The sequence below is a fragment of the Archangium sp. genome (genome assembly GCF_036277355.1).
GTDB lineage: Bacteria > Myxococcota > Myxococcia > Myxococcales > Myxococcaceae > Archangium.
This window is the reverse complement of record NZ_DASUNC010000207.1, coordinates 1-13,324: the sequence shown is the minus strand read 5'-3', so window position 1 is coordinate 13,324 and position 13,324 is coordinate 1. Positions and strand designations below refer to the sequence as shown.

Here is a 13,324-nt window from a genome sequence, read left to right as displayed (position 1 = left end):
CCCCCGAACGGGGGGGAGACGGCGGTGCCCCGAGGTCTGTACGGAAAGGGGTATCCCATCCACCCCCTGCCACGGAGCAACCGGATGAATCGCGAGTCACGTGAACGGACACTCACCTCCCAGCTGGTGGAGGCTTTGACCAGTTCCCTGGACCTCTCGGAGGTGTTCGCCAATGCCGAGGCCGTGCTGCTCCGGCTGCTGCCGGCGGACTACATGGCGCTGTGCGTCTCCAGGCCGGGCCGGCCGGGGGATTACGACTGGTGGGTGACGAAGATGCCGGCTCCGTTCCTCGCCCACTACCCCGAGCTGGCCGAGCATGACTTCGTGCGCAGCGCGGTGGTGCGCAGGCCCAACGTGGTGTTGCGGGACGTGGAGATGGTGCCGCGGCGCAAGGTGCTGGAGCGCAGCCGGTGGTACCAGTACTGCCGCGAGCTGGGCATGCCGCTGGAGCACGTGATGTCGGTGTTGCTGGACGTGAAGGGCGGGGCCCATGGAGGCCTCACCTTCTACCGGGAGCGGCGCCGGCCATTCTCCAAACGGGAGCAGGCGCGTCTCCAGGGCCTGACGCGCTTGCTGACCCAGACGGTGCGCAATTGCCGGATGTACGGCGAGGTGGCGGCGCGCGGTCAGGTGCTGGACGCGTTCTTCCAGCACCGGGGAGCCAGGTGCATCGTGCGGGCCGAGCCCTTCCTCGAGGAACTGCGGACGCCGCCCACCACCGCGTTGCTGGAGAAGTGGTTCCGTCCGTCCGAGCGGGTGGGTCCTTCGGCTCTTCCCACGGTGCTGGTGGAGCGGCTCGCTATGCTGACGGCCAGGGGAGGCGCCGGGGGAACCGGCCTGGACGTCTGGGAGCGAGCGGGTGAGGAGCGGGGCCTGGCGGGAGAGGACCTGCGGGTGACCTTCACCCGGCTGCCGATACGGGGTGGCCAACAGTTCTGGGCATTGGAGTTCCAGGAACTGCCGCGTGCCATCCCGGTTCCCGAGGCATGGCGTCGGCTGCTCACGGAGCGGGAAGTCGAGGTGGTGAGCCATGTGCTCCAGGGTTGGGACAACCAACTCATCGCCGACCACCTGGGCCTCGCGCTGGCAACGGTGAAGAAGCATCTGCAGAACATCTTCGACAAACTCGGGGTGGAGGGCCGGCCGGCGCTCATCTGCCGGGCGGCTTTGAGTCGATAACCAAGCTGAGAGCGCGAAGAGGGTGGCGGCAGTGCCCCCTCTTCGCTGTCAGTAGCAGGCACATCCCGCGGGTTTGGAGCACGTGTAGCTGGAGTTGATGCAGCTATCGCCGCACGGCTTGCTGCTTCCTCCACAGTGCTTGCAGCAGACCCTCCCGCCGCTACCGCTCCCCGCACTGCTGACCGCGCGGACGCTGATGGGAATGGAGAGGGAGGAGCTCAGCCCCTGTGTGTCGCTCGCCGTGCAACCCAGCTGCAGTGAGGCCCCGGAAGATGGCGCCGTCCAGGAGATGGCGCCATCCGCGAGGGACGAGAAGGCGCCACCGGGCGCGGTCCATTCCAGGCGGATGGTGTCACCTGGATTCCGGTCTCGGGCCGTGGCGCGGAGCGTGACGGTGCTGCCCGCGCGGACTTCCGCCGGGTGTGCTGTCAGGGAGGTGAGGATGGGTGCCTCGGGCTGGGTCGCGGTCGAGGCCGTGAGCTCATCCAAGGTGATGAAGACGAGTGTGTCCTCACCGTCCGCGAGGACGACGCCTGCCGCCCGGCCCGTGTACAGCCGAGCCCCACCGGCATCCAACGCGACGGCATCGAAGGTCCTGTCGGTGCCTTCCGCGAGACCGGAGAGGATCCCGCTCCACTGAATCGAGGACCCGGTGAGGTCCTTCGTGACGGCGTCCTCTCCGGGGGCGTTCACCGTGACCTGTACCTTCGCCACGGTGTTTGACGATATCCCCCGTCGAAGCAGGACCGTCACCTGGGCCGAGCTGGATGAACAGCCCGCCAGGAGCAGCAAGGCGACGACGACCCACCCTGTCGAATGGAACTGGTTCATCCGCATCACCCGCGAACCGCACAGGTCCAGTTCGGATAATCGTCGCTCTTGTGCCGATTGTTCTCCCACTGGAGAGGCTGGAGATTGGACAGTTCGTCACCGCCTCCTTTGGCGACTGGCTTCCTGTGATCGATTTCCCAGCCCATCGGACTGCTGGTGTTGCCGTACTGGTCCTTCTTCATCAACGCGCCACACGCGTCTTTTCTGTACTGCTCGGCGGGCTTGCCTGTCACAACCGTGCCCTTCTGCCAGACGACATCGATCTCACTCTGGGAAAAGGCTCCACCTCTCGACGTCGTTCCTACTTTGCGCATGTGGGTTCTCCTGGCCATTGCTCTGGAGCATGGCCATGTGCTGCCGATGGGCTCCGGTTCGCCTCGAGCGCACCAGTGCCTGTCAGTGCTCGACGCGCAAGATGCGTCACGACGGCGGCGGCGTCTGTACCACTCAGGAAGTACGTGCCGGGTGCCTCCACGGCAGCAAGCTTGTGTCGTGGAACGCCGAAACAGCCGTTTGTCCATACCACTGGAGGGGTACAGACAGCGGGATCCATCTCCCCCAACCTCTCCCGCCGCGCGTAGACCTCGTCCGTCGAACTTCAGGGGTCCGGTACCGAAGAAGGGGGTGCGACACAATGAACGCATGGGCGAATGAGTCCTGGCGAGGAGAGGGGATGAGCCAACCACCACCGACGGACGAGAAGCTTCTGCATGAGCGTGTGCTCCGGAAGGATCCCGTGGTTTCCACCGAGGTCTTCAAGACGTACGTGGACCAGATCGTCGACGTCTTGACGAAGCATCTGGGCTGTGACGAGGACGACGCCAATCAGTGTGCGGTCGATGTGGTCTTCAGTTACCTCACCAATCCCAAGCGGTATGACCCGGGAAAGGGTCGTCTGGGTGCCTACCTGACGCAGGCCGCCAAATACCGGGCGTTGGACAAGCGTCGTGCGGCGGACGCACGGGAGCGGAGAAATCAAAAATACGGCAGTGATGTCGAACGTAGGGCGACGTCTCCGAAGGAGGTGGTGGAGAACTCCGTGGAGGCGAAGCGCATCATGGAACGGCTCGAAAAGCGCCAGGTCCTGAAGAGTGAGCGGGATCGGAAGGCCGTCAGGCGCATCCTGATGGGAGAGGGCTCGACCAAGCGGCTGGCGGAGGAACTGGAACTGGGTCCGCTACCGAGGGACGAGCTGAAGCGCGAGGTGAAGCGGCATCGGGACCGCCTCATGAAGTTGCTGGAGCGTTTTGGGCAGTCACTGGAGCGTGGTGGAAAGGAGGAGTCCGATGACGAATCCTAAGTGGCTCGCGGTCGCGGCCCGGAGCAGCGGGCAGCACGACTGGACGCTCGGCTATGTCTTCGAGCAGTACCGCAAGTACGAGAACAAGTCCGCCGAGGCGCTCGCGGAGGAACTGGGCTGCTCGCCGGACACGCTCGCGTGGTTGTCCCTGTGCCGGCGTCCCAGCGAGGAGCACTTCGCCGAGCACCTGGAGGAGATCGGCAAGCGTTTCGAGGTGGAACCCCACCGGCTCGCGGCCGTGATCCGGCACGTCGAGTTCCTGGATGTCCTTCCCGAGCGCCGGGACGCGGAGGAGGAGGGTGAGGAGTCCTTCCTGCTCGCGGCGAGAGATCACACCGACGAGGACGACGAGACGAACTCATGATTGAGACCTGGCTGCAGGAAGCCGTGGACGCATGCCGTCTGCCGTCCTTCCCGTCGCTGAGCGAGCTGTCCAAGAAGATCAGCGTGGTGCTTCCCATTCGCCTGTTGGCCATGCCGGGTCTCACCTGCGGCATGGCGCGAGACTGGCTGGACTCGAAGGGGCGCGCGCATGGTGGGTTGCCGCGCACGAGCCGCCGTCTGCATGGGTGCATGGTAGCGCATGCGGGCTGGGGAGCTCTCTTCTACGACGAGAAGGACAAAGAGCTCCAGCAACGCTTCACCCTGGTGCACGAAGTGGCGCACTTCGTGCTCGATCACCATCTGCCTCGGGCCCGCGCATTTCGTACCCTGGGGGAGGATATCCGTCCTGCCCTCGATCGCACGGACGCCAGTGCTCCCCACGAGTCCCTGTTCCTGACGCTCCAGCGGATTCCTTCCGGCGTCCAGGTCCGGTTCATCGAGCGCAATGCCTCGGGCGACCCCTGCACGGGCAAGGCCATGGAGTCGGAGCTGCGGGCGGATCGCCTCACCTATGAGCTGCTGGCTCCTGCTCGGGAAGCACTTCCCCTGGTGCGGGACCTCGGCCGGCAGGAGGCGGAGCACGAGCTGGCCTCGCGATTCGGGCTCCCGGTGAGAGAGGCCCGGGCCTACGTCCGGTTGTTGTTGGCGCGGGAACCCTCGCGCCGTCCCTTCTTTCTGAAGCTCACGCCCACGGAGGAGCGGTAACGATGGAAGACGGCAATCCGCCAGATGGAGAGAGGGGATTCATCGGAGATGAGGATTACCGGAAGAGCCTGGGGGAGGATCTCTCCACCACGCTCGATTTGCGCACCTGGGAGAAGGGGTGGGAGGTCGAGCGATTGATCTCCCGCATCCGCACGCAGGTTTCCAGTGCGGAGACCGCGGAAGCGCACATCCGCGCCACCATCCGCCAGGAAGTCTTTCCCGACCTCAAGCGGCAGACCCGGATTCCCGAGGCGGGTGTCTATGAAGCCAGTCCCGACAGGTTGAAGACCATTTTCGAGAGTCGGCTCTTCACGGGACGGGTGGAGGCGGTGAGTAGCATCGCCGCGTTCCATGACAGCCTGGCGCTGGGCATTACCCAGATTGCCGTGGCCATCGTGGGCTACGGGGGCGTATCCGGCACCTTCTCCCAGCGCCTGTACCGCAAGGACGTGAGCGCGCGCACCCCGGACACGATGAAGGTGGTGCAGGACTGTCTGAAGCGGCGGCACGAGCGCGGTATGCGGGACGACCTGTCCATGCTGATGCGCCGCTACATCCGGGCCTATGCCGAGCGGGCCCTCCTCCTGGACAGGTCGCAGGCGGAATGGCTCATCGGACCGGGCAATCCCTGCTCGCGGGAGATGCTCTCCGGCGCCAATTACAGGCCTTTGTTGAGTGCCTCGCTCGACGTGATGAAGCGGCTCATCCGGCACCACAAGAAGTTCGTGTTCGTGCCCCGGGAACTGGACGAGGAGGGATACCTGACGATTGGCAGTGCGTTGAAGCCAGGCGAGTACGCCATCCTCCATACGCTCGAGGAGGACAGCAGCTACTTCGTCCGGCGGTGGCACTACGACGGCCGGATGGGGGAGGAGGCGCTCGCCTTCGTGAAGGAGTACTGCCCGGAGGTCTTCATCGGACTGTTCCGGGCCTCGGAGCAGACTCCGCCGCGGCTCTTCTACGCGCACCGGGAGCACGTGCACATCGCGGCCCACCTGGCTCTGGCCGACAGCATCGTGCGGCCCGATCGGGGCTTCCCGATGCTCCTCGATGTCGCGGACGCCTCATGCCGTGGCGTCTTCGGTTCGGAAACCTTCCTGGGCCTGGTGAACGACGCCTACACGCGCGCGGGCTCGAAGCATCACCTCCTCGGCGGACGCTGACGGGAGAACCAGACACATGGCTGATGACAAGACTCCGAAGTCTCCGGGCACGGGTGTGCCTTCCAACGGCGCGACCCGCCCGGCGTCTCCTTCGAACACCCCCAGGGCGCCCACTCCGCCGGCCACCACGGCTCCCCGGACCGTGCCTGCCCGTCCCACGGCTCCTCCAGGTTCCAACGTCGTCCGGCCGCCGGCTCCCGGTTCGCAGACGCCGGCCCAGGGCACTCCGTCACCTTCTTCCGGGACGGGCCCCGCGCGTGGTGTGCCCGCGCGTCCATCGCAGCCGGCTCCCACGATGGCCGCGGCACCTCCGGCGGCGGACGCGACTCGTGGCGAGCGTGCTCGTCCCGCCACGCCGGTGGAGCAGAAGGCACCACCGGTTCCGGAGAAGGACGTTCCGGCCAATGAGATCGTCCGGGAGCTCCCGGAGGAGGTGTTCGGAGCGTTCGAGGAGCTTCAGCAGGACGCCCACCGGGTGAACGAGACGCTGGATCCCGAGCTCGAGCAGGCGGTGGGCTTCACCCACTTCGACAGCGGCTCGAGCCAGGACAACCTCGTCACCGTCCTGATGACGCGGGATGATCTCCACAAGTTGGCGTCCCAGACGCTCGTGCGGGTGAAGTCCAAGGAGGACAAGCACAACTACCTGGGCCTGGTGGTCCGTGGCCCCTTCGCCGAGCCGGATGCCGTCTCCGCCAGCTCCACCATCGCCGTGGGCGTGGTGGTCCAGGGCAAGAAGCTCACCTATACCTTCGACTACCACGGGCGTGCCGAGATCGAGATCCTCGGCGAGGAGCTCGACGGGAAGCTGGTGCCTCCGGGCCGCCGGCCCCGGCCGAAGAGCCCCGTCTTCCTGCTCGATGAAGCGGAGAGCGAGCGTGTGCTCGGCATGAAGGGGGACCTGCGTCTGGGAATGGTGGTGGGCTACAAGAACATGGAAGCCCGCTTCGATCCCATGGACAAGTCCGTCCTGCCCCGCCACACGGGCATCATCGGAACGACGGGCGGAGGCAAGTCCACGACCGTCGCGACGCTCATCCACCGGGCGCAGCAGGCGGGAATCGCCACCATCGTCTTCGACGTGGAGGGCGAATACACGCATGTGGACAAGCCCACCGATGACCCGGCGATGAGAGAGGCGCTCAGGCGCCGCAAGCAGAATCCCGAGGGGGTGAAGGAGCTGCACATCCACCACCTGATGGGCCGGGACAGCCGCAATCCCAAGCACAGGAACCTGCACCCCTTCGCGCTGAACTTCTCGAGCCTCTCGCCCTACGCCATCTCGGAGATCCTCGGCCTGTCCGAGGCCCAGCAGGAGCGTTTCCACAAGGCCTACGACGTCACGAAGCTGTTGCTGGAGGAGCTGGGCATCTACCCGAGGACCGCCGAGGAGCGTCAGCAGGTGTTGGAACTCGACGAGCTGTCCACGGGCTATCCGCGCATGACCATCCAGCACCTGCTGGACGTCGTGAGCACCTATATCTACAGCCTGAGTGACGAGGGGAAGGCGGAGACCCGGAGCCGCTCGAAGTCCTCGTCCCGGAAGTCGAGCAGCTCCTCGGAAGCGGGGGAGGGCGCCGAGGCGGAGGGCGCGGAGCCGGTCCAGCCGAGCATTCCTCCGCTGTACAGCGAGTTCAAGAACCACTTCGGCCGGGTGATGGGCCGGGTGATGGCCCATGCGAGCCGGAACGAGATCAGCTGGAAGGCGCTGGCCAGCAAGCTCCACTCCCTGCGCCGCCTCAAGCTGTTCGATGTCGGCTCGGCACCCGGGGTGGACTACGGCTCGATGCTGACTCCGGGGCGGGTGTCGGTGATCGACTTGTCGGATACGGACTCGCCGCAGCTCAACAACCTCGTCATCGCGGACATCCTCCGCGGGCTGCAGGAGATGCAGGAGGCGCGCTACCAGCGGGCCAGTGAGCAGGGACAGGCCATCACGCCGGTGCTCATCATCATCGAGGAGGCGCACGAGTTCCTGTCGGCCAGCCGCATCTCGCAGATGCCCGTGCTGTTCGAGCAGGTGGCCCGGATCGCCAAGCGTGGCCGCAAGCGGTGGTTGGGGCTCGTCTTCGTCACCCAGCTGCCCCAGCACCTTCCCAGCGAGGTGCTGGGCCTGCTCAACAACTTCATCATCCACAAGATCACCGACAGCGCGGTCATCTCCCGGATGCAGAAGACGGCGGGCACCATCGACGAGAGCCTCTGGAACAAGGTGTCCAGTCTCGCGCCCGGGCAGGCGCTCGTCTCGTTCAGCAGCTTCACCCGGCCGTTGATGGTCGCGGTGGATCCGGCCCCGGTGAAGCGGCTCCTCGTGGAGTAGCCGGGACGGGGAGGGGTTCTACTCCCCAGGAGGGAGAGACCCGGGGCTCCTCGGCGTTCATCATCGGACACATCCTGATGAATGAACGCCGAGGAGGAACGAACATCCATGGATCTCGACTCGCGCGAGCGGGCACTCACCCTGGAGCTGAAGGCGGCACTGGCCAGCGCCCTGGAGCTTCCGGTGGTGCTGTCCCGGATGGAGGGCGCGCTGTTCCAACTGCTCCCGGCGGAGCACGCGGCGTGGTGCATGTCCAACCAGGCTCGCCCCGCCGGTTATGAATGGGTGACGACGGACCGGCTGGCCGCGTTCCTGGCCCGGTATCGGGAGATGGCGGGCGGTGACTTCGTGCGTGGCACGGTGTCACACCTGCCCAACGTGGTGTTCCGGGACTCGGAGATGGGTCCGCGCGCAGTGTTGGTGCGCAGCTTGCCCTACCAGCTCTGCCGAAAGCTGCACACCCCCCTGGAGCATCTCATGTCGGTGCGGCTGGACATGAGACAGGGCTGGCACGGGGGATTGACGATCTACCGCGAGCACGCCCTGGAATTCTCCGATCGCGAGCGGGCGCTCCTGCAAGGGTTGACGCCCTCCCTGGCGCGGACGGTTCGTAACTGCCGGATGCTCGGAGGCGTGGTGAAGGGCCGCCCGTTCCCGGATGCGCTGCTGCACCAGCGGAATCTGGAGTGCCTCGTGCTCACCCCGGCCCTCGTGGAGGTGCTGCGCACGGACCGGGTCACCGCGTTGCTGGAGGAGTGGTTCACCCCCTCCGAGCTCGGCCCCTCGGGCCTCCCGAGAGAGTGGGTGGAGCGGCTGGTCTGGCTCGGGCGCCTGGAGGAAGACGGCGAGCCCGGGGCGGACAGCTGGGCGTGCGTGCGCGAGGACCGAGCCTTGAAGGTGACGTTCATCCGGATGCCGGAACAGCAGGGCCAACGGCTGTGGACGCTGGTGCTCGAAGAACCCTCGTCTTCGCTCCCCGTGCCCACGGCCTGGCTGCCGCCGCGGCTCACCCGGCGTGAGGTCGAGATCGTCGGCTATGTGCTCCAGGACTGGCTCTATGAGTCCATCGCCGTGCACCTGAACATCAAGCAGCACACGATGAACACGCACCTGAAGAACATCCGCAAGAAGCTGGAGGTGGAGAACAGGGCGGAGCTCGTCTCCAAGGCCGCGCTCCTCTTGCTGGCGGAACGGCAGTAGGCGCCTGTCCGGTGGCATGGGCGGGCCTGGAATCCCATGCCCGTCCACGCTCGTGCGGAATCCGCCGCCGTCAGGGCTGCTTCTGCAACTGGAGGGTCATGGACGTCATCCCACCCGAGGCATTGATGTTGACCGTACCCGCGGTGAGGTGCTCCTCGGTGATTCGGAGCGCCAGGGAGTCGGTGATGGTGTCATCGCTGCTGAAGTCGATGTCCCAGAGCTGGAACACCCACGGCTCGGCCAGGAGCTGGCTCGCCTTGGCGGTGCAGCCGCCGGTGGTCCACGCCGGGGTGTAGCTCTCCACCTCGGGAGTCTGGGTGGAGGTGGTGGAGCCCGGGCACCGCATCGCGACGACGACATCCGGCGCGGAGGCATCGCCATCCCAGGACGAGCCATTGTTGCTGGAGGTGATGCGGGCCGAGACGGGCTGCACGCGCCAGACGCTGTTCGGATCCACGCCGCACGTCTGGTCCGTCCTGCACACCTGGAGGGAGCCACAGGCCGAGCATGCGGCTCCCGCCTTGCCACAGGCGGAGGCGGTGTTGCCCGTCTGGCAGACATTGTTGAAGCAGCAGCCCGTGCAGTTCGAGGCGCTGCACGTCTGCCCGGTGCCAGAGCCTCCTCCCGTGTTTCCATTTCCTGGAGTGTCGTCGTCACCGCCGCAGCCAGTCAGGATGGACAGCGCGAGGACGGCCCCTGCGAAAAACCTGTTCATGTCTTCTCGATGAAAGGGGGGAGCGTGCTGGAAGGTGGAGACGGCGCCGGGACGGGCCTCTCCCCCTCTCGAAGGCCCGTCCCGGGACGCACCGGCCAGGGCCAGCGGTCGGCGCGCAAGATGCGCCAGGGCGGCCGCCGTGTCTGTACCTCCCAGGTGGTACGCCGGGGCCGTCCTCACGAGGAAGGCGAGCGGCCACTCCCGCCCCTTCACTCCCAGTCGCCGGGCAGCCAGCACGCCGGGCGCTGACGGCACGATTTTTAATGCGGACCAACTTAGTCCTGTTTAAAGAGCCAACACGCACAGGCGCCCCCACAGCGGGGGGCGCCGGATGGCTGGAGAGATTCCGAATGCTCCGGATGAGCAAGATGACCGACTACGGCATCGTGCTGCTGACCGAGCTGGCGCGCGCCGGGAGTGAGACGCGCACGGCGAGGGAGTTGGCGGCCGGTACCGGTGTGCCCCTGCCCTCGGTGAGCAAGGTGCTCAAGGGCCTGCAGGGTGCCGGCCTGCTGGTGTCCCACCGTGGCGCCAGCGGCGGCTACGGCCTGTCCCGGCCCGCCGAGCACATCCCCCTCACGGAGATCATCTCCGCGCTCGAGGGCCCCGTCTCCCTCACCGAGTGTGGCGCCCAGGGCGCCCATGCGCCCAGCGGCACCTGCGAGCTGGAGACGGTGTGCCGGGTGCGCGGCCACTGGCGCGTCATCAACCGCACCATCCAGGACGCGCTCGGGCGGCTGACGCTGGCGGACCTGTGCGCGCCGGCGCCTCGACTCGTGGGCCTCGGGGTGCCCGCCCGCCCGGCCGCCCCCCCCCAGAACCCGAACCCCATCCCCACCACGGCCGGAGGTGCCCACTCATGAGCACGCAGAGCATCCAGGAGCTCACCAAACGGCAGTACGAGGCCGGCTTCGTCACCGACGTGGAGTCCGAGGCCATTCCCCCCGGCCTCGACGAGGACATCATCCGCCTCATCTCCGCCAAGAAGGGCGAGCCGGACTTCATGCTCGAGTGGCGGCTGCGCGCCTACCGGCACTGGCTCACCATGAAGGAGCCGCGCTGGCAGAAGGCGGAGTACTCGCCCATCAACTACCAGGACATCATCTACTACTCGGCCCCCAAGAAGAAGCCGAAGCTGGACAGCCTGGACCAGGTGGACCCCGAGATCCTCAAGACGTACGAGAAGCTCGGCATCCCGCTGCACGAGCAGAAGCTGATGCAGAACGTGGCGGTGGACGCCGTGTTCGACTCGGTGTCGGTGGCCACCACCTTCAAGGACAAGCTGGCCAAGGCCGGCGTCATCTTCTGCTCCTTCTCCGAGGCGGTGCGCGAGCACCCGGAGCTGGTGAAGAAGTACCTGGGCACGGTGGTGCCGCACTCGGACAACTTCTTCGCGGCGCTCAACTCGGCGGTGTTCAGCGACGGCTCGTTCGTCTATGTGCCCAAGGGCGTGCGCTGCCCCATGGAGCTGTCCACCTACTTCCGCATCAACGCGGAGAACACCGGCCAGTTCGAGCGCACCCTCATCGTCGCCGACGAGGGCGCCTCCGTGAGCTACCTCGAGGGCTGCACCGCGCCCATGCGCGACACCAACCAGCTCCACGCCGCCGTGGTGGAGCTCGTCGCGCTGGACGGGGCCACCATCAAGTACTCCACCGTGCAGAACTGGTACCCCGGTGACGAGGAGGGCCGCGGCGGCATCTACAACTTCGTCACCAAGCGCGGCATCGCCCACCACCGCTCGAAGATTTCCTGGACGCAGGTGGAGACGGGCTCGGCCGTCACGTGGAAGTACCCCAGCGTCATCCTCAAGGGGGATGACTCGGTGGGCGAGTTCTACTCGGTGGCGCTCGCCAACCACCGGCAGCAGGCGGACACGGGGACGAAGATGATCCACATCGGCCGCAACTCGAAGAGCACCATCGTCTCCAAGGGGATTTCCGCGGGCCGCGGGCAGAACACCTACCGGGGCCTGGTGAAGGTGCTCAAGAGCGCCGAGGGCGCGCGCAACTACACCCAGTGCGATTCGCTGCTGCTGGGGAGCCAATGCGGGGCCCACACGCTGCCGTACATCGAGGTGAAGAACTCCTCGGCGCAGGTGGAGCACGAGGCGTCCACGTCGAAGATTGGCGAGGACCAGCTCTTCTACTGCCAGCAGCGGGGCATTTCGAAGGAAGACGCCGTATCGATGATCGTCAATGGCTTCTGCCGGCAGGTCTTCAAGGAGCTGCCCATGGAATTCGCCGTGGAGGCGCAGAAGCTGCTCAGCGTGAGTCTGGAAGGGAGCGTGGGATGAAGCCGCTGCTCAGCATCAAGGGTCTGCACGTGCGCGTGGCGGGCCGCGAGGTCCTCAAGGGAATCGACCTGGAGCTCATGCCCGGCGAGGTGCACGCCATCATGGGCCCCAACGGCTCGGGGAAGAGCACGCTGTCGCAGGTGCTCTCCGGCCGCGAGACGTACGAGGTGACGAAGGGCGAGGTGCTCTTCGACGGGAAGGATCTGCTGTCCATGCAGCCGGAGGCGCGGGCGCACGCGGGCGTCTTCATGGCCTTCCAGTACCCGGTGGAGATTCCGGGCGTGGGCAACCTGCACTTCCTGCGCACGGCGCTCAACGCCCGGCGGCGCACCGAGGGTCAGGAGGAGCTGGACGCCATGGACTTCCTCCAGCTGGCCCGGGAGAAGTCCAAGCTGGTGCAGTTGGACCAGGCCTTCATGCAGCGCTCGGTGAACGAGGGCTTCTCCGGCGGCGAGAAGAAGCGCAACGAGATCCTGCAGATGGCGCTCCTCGAGCCGAAGCTCGCCGTGCTCGACGAAACCGACTCGGGCCTGGACATCGACGCGCTGAAGATCGTCGCCGACGGCGTAAATCGCCTGCGCTCGCCCGAGCGCTCGATGATCGTCATCACCCACTACCAGCGCCTGCTCGACTACATCGTCCCCGACCAGGTGCACGTGCTGTCGCAGGGCCGCATCGTGCGCTCGGGCGGGCGCGAGCTTGCGCTGGAACTCGAAGAGCACGGCTACGGCTGGATCGACACGGCGAAGGGCGGCGAGCGTGCCAGCGGCGCCCCGGGAGCACGGCCATGAGCGCCGTCGATTTCTGGCTCGGACGCCATCGCGAGATCGCCGCCGGCCTTGCGGGCGCGAAGCTGCCCTGGCTCGCCCGCGTGCGCGACGAGGCAATCGGCCGCTTCGCCGACGAGGGCTGGCCCACCACGCGGCGCGAAAACTGGCGTCACACCTCGCTTGCCTTCATGGAACAGCAGGCGCTGTCGGTGCGCGAGACCGTTCAACCCGAGCGCATCCTCGCCGCGTTGCGCGCCCGCTTCGACGCCGCAACGCAAACGAGCGCGCACCTCGCATCCGCCACGAGCGGCGGCAGCCGCGAACCCACCGAAACTGGCACGGAGTCCCGTAGGAGCGGCGGCAGCCGCGAACCGCAGCCCTCCCTCCTCACCGACGCCCCCGCAAGCCCCCGGCCCGCGACGCAGCAGACGGCCTCCGCCGGGCACTGGCTCGTCTTCGTC

At 66.7% G+C, this 13,324-nt stretch carries 13 protein-coding genes and 1 pseudogene; 11 read left to right on the top strand and 3 right to left on the bottom strand.

The genetic code is table 11. From position 1 onward, the window contains the following. Nucleotides 1-84: 84 nt before the first annotated feature. Nucleotides 85-1,179 (top strand): helix-turn-helix transcriptional regulator, encoded by a 1,095-nt coding sequence (locus tag VFZ09_RS50590; RefSeq protein WP_329735074.1) that lies wholly within the window; start codon nt 85-87, stop codon nt 1,177-1,179. 48 nt (nt 1,180-1,227) lie between these two features. Here VFZ09_RS50590 and VFZ09_RS50585 read toward each other — a convergent pair whose 3' ends face one another. Both VFZ09_RS50585 and VFZ09_RS50580 read right to left on the bottom strand, forming a co-directional pair. Beyond that, nucleotides 1,228-1,893, bottom strand: coding sequence for a hypothetical protein (locus tag VFZ09_RS50585; protein WP_329735073.1), 666 nt, complete (start codon nt 1,891-1,893; stop codon nt 1,228-1,230). A gap of 122 nt (nt 1,894-2,015) precedes the next feature. After that, a complete protein-coding gene (locus VFZ09_RS50580) occupies nt 2,016-2,324 on the bottom strand; it encodes an HNH endonuclease signature motif containing protein (RefSeq protein ID WP_329735072.1) in 309 nt (102 codons plus the stop codon). 359 nt (nt 2,325-2,683) lie between these two features. Between VFZ09_RS50580 and VFZ09_RS50575 the strand changes: the two genes are divergently transcribed. The 6 genes from VFZ09_RS50575 (at nt 2,684) to VFZ09_RS50550 (ending at nt 9,082) form a co-directional block, all read left to right on the top strand. Next, nucleotides 2,684-3,310, top strand: a complete 627-nt coding sequence (locus VFZ09_RS50575) for an RNA polymerase sigma factor (RefSeq protein ID WP_329735071.1) — start codon at nt 2,684-2,686, stop codon at nt 3,308-3,310. Continuing rightward, entirely contained in the window at nt 3,297-3,674 is a 378-nt protein-coding gene (locus VFZ09_RS50570; RefSeq protein ID WP_329735070.1) for a hypothetical protein, read from the top strand. Before VFZ09_RS50575 ends, VFZ09_RS50570 begins: the two co-directional genes overlap by 14 nt. Then, entirely contained in the window at nt 3,671-4,399 is a 729-nt protein-coding gene (locus VFZ09_RS50565; RefSeq protein ID WP_329735069.1) for an ImmA/IrrE family metallo-endopeptidase, read from the top strand. Before VFZ09_RS50570 ends, VFZ09_RS50565 begins: the two co-directional genes overlap by 4 nt. A gap of 2 nt (nt 4,400-4,401) precedes the next feature. Beyond that, complete coding sequence (locus tag VFZ09_RS50560; protein ID WP_329735068.1) at nt 4,402-5,562, top strand: hypothetical protein; 1,161 nt, start codon at nt 4,402-4,404, stop codon at nt 5,560-5,562. Nucleotides 5,563-5,857: 295 nt separating this feature from the next. Continuing rightward, a complete protein-coding gene (locus VFZ09_RS50555) occupies nt 5,858-7,882 on the top strand; it encodes an ATP-binding protein (RefSeq protein ID WP_329735067.1) in 2,025 nt (674 codons plus the stop codon). Between the two features lie 108 nt (nt 7,883-7,990). Next, on the top strand, nt 7,991-9,082 hold the full coding sequence (locus VFZ09_RS50550) for a helix-turn-helix transcriptional regulator (protein ID WP_329735066.1): 1,092 nt from the start codon (nt 7,991-7,993) through the stop codon (nt 9,080-9,082). A gap of 70 nt (nt 9,083-9,152) precedes the next feature. Here the strand turns inward: VFZ09_RS50550 and VFZ09_RS50545 are convergent, their stop codons facing one another. Then, on the bottom strand, nt 9,153-9,797 hold the full coding sequence (locus VFZ09_RS50545; RefSeq protein WP_329735065.1) for a hypothetical protein: 645 nt from the start codon (nt 9,795-9,797) through the stop codon (nt 9,153-9,155). A gap of 350 nt (nt 9,798-10,147) precedes the next feature. On the opposite strand from VFZ09_RS50545, the gene VFZ09_RS50540 reads away from it, so the two are divergent. From VFZ09_RS50540 to VFZ09_RS50525, 4 genes and pseudogenes are all read left to right on the top strand, one after another. Further along, a complete protein-coding gene (locus tag VFZ09_RS50540; RefSeq protein WP_329735064.1) occupies nt 10,148-10,660 on the top strand; it encodes an SUF system Fe-S cluster assembly regulator in 513 nt (170 codons plus the stop codon). Continuing rightward, a complete protein-coding gene (gene sufB / locus VFZ09_RS50535; RefSeq protein WP_329735063.1) occupies nt 10,657-12,093 on the top strand; it encodes a Fe-S cluster assembly protein SufB in 1,437 nt (478 codons plus the stop codon). Before VFZ09_RS50540 ends, sufB begins: the two co-directional genes overlap by 4 nt. Next, nucleotides 11,982-12,884, top strand: a complete 903-nt coding sequence (gene sufC, locus VFZ09_RS50530) for a Fe-S cluster assembly ATPase SufC (RefSeq protein ID WP_414640822.1) — start codon at nt 11,982-11,984, stop codon at nt 12,882-12,884. Before sufB ends, sufC begins: the two co-directional genes overlap by 112 nt. Then, nucleotides 12,881-13,324: pseudogene (locus tag VFZ09_RS50525) on the top strand (hypothetical protein); the annotation flags it as partial. The gene sufC and the pseudogene VFZ09_RS50525, both read left to right, overlap by 4 nt.

Coding starts and splice junctions, on each gene's coding strand:
- VFZ09_RS50565 (WP_329735069.1), top strand. CDS start 3,671: ATGATTGAGACCTGGCTGCAGGAAGCCGTGGACGCATGCCGTCTGCCG.
- VFZ09_RS50550 (WP_329735066.1), top strand. CDS start 7,991: ATGGATCTCGACTCGCGCGAGCGGGCACTCACCCTGGAGCTGAAGGCG.
- VFZ09_RS50545 (WP_329735065.1), bottom strand. CDS start 9,797: ATGAACAGGTTTTTCGCAGGGGCCGTCCTCGCGCTGTCCATCCTGACT.
- VFZ09_RS50540 (WP_329735064.1), top strand. CDS start 10,148: ATGCTCCGGATGAGCAAGATGACCGACTACGGCATCGTGCTGCTGACC.
- VFZ09_RS50560 (WP_329735068.1), top strand. CDS start 4,402: ATGGAAGACGGCAATCCGCCAGATGGAGAGAGGGGATTCATCGGAGAT.
- VFZ09_RS50555 (WP_329735067.1), top strand. CDS start 5,858: ATGGCCGCGGCACCTCCGGCGGCGGACGCGACTCGTGGCGAGCGTGCT.
- sufB (WP_329735063.1), top strand. CDS start 10,657: ATGAGCACGCAGAGCATCCAGGAGCTCACCAAACGGCAGTACGAGGCC.
- VFZ09_RS50590 (WP_329735074.1), top strand. CDS start 85: ATGAATCGCGAGTCACGTGAACGGACACTCACCTCCCAGCTGGTGGAG.
- VFZ09_RS50580 (WP_329735072.1), bottom strand. CDS start 2,324: ATGCGCAAAGTAGGAACGACGTCGAGAGGTGGAGCCTTTTCCCAGAGT.
- VFZ09_RS50575 (WP_329735071.1), top strand. CDS start 2,684: ATGAGCCAACCACCACCGACGGACGAGAAGCTTCTGCATGAGCGTGTG.
- VFZ09_RS50570 (WP_329735070.1), top strand. CDS start 3,297: ATGACGAATCCTAAGTGGCTCGCGGTCGCGGCCCGGAGCAGCGGGCAG.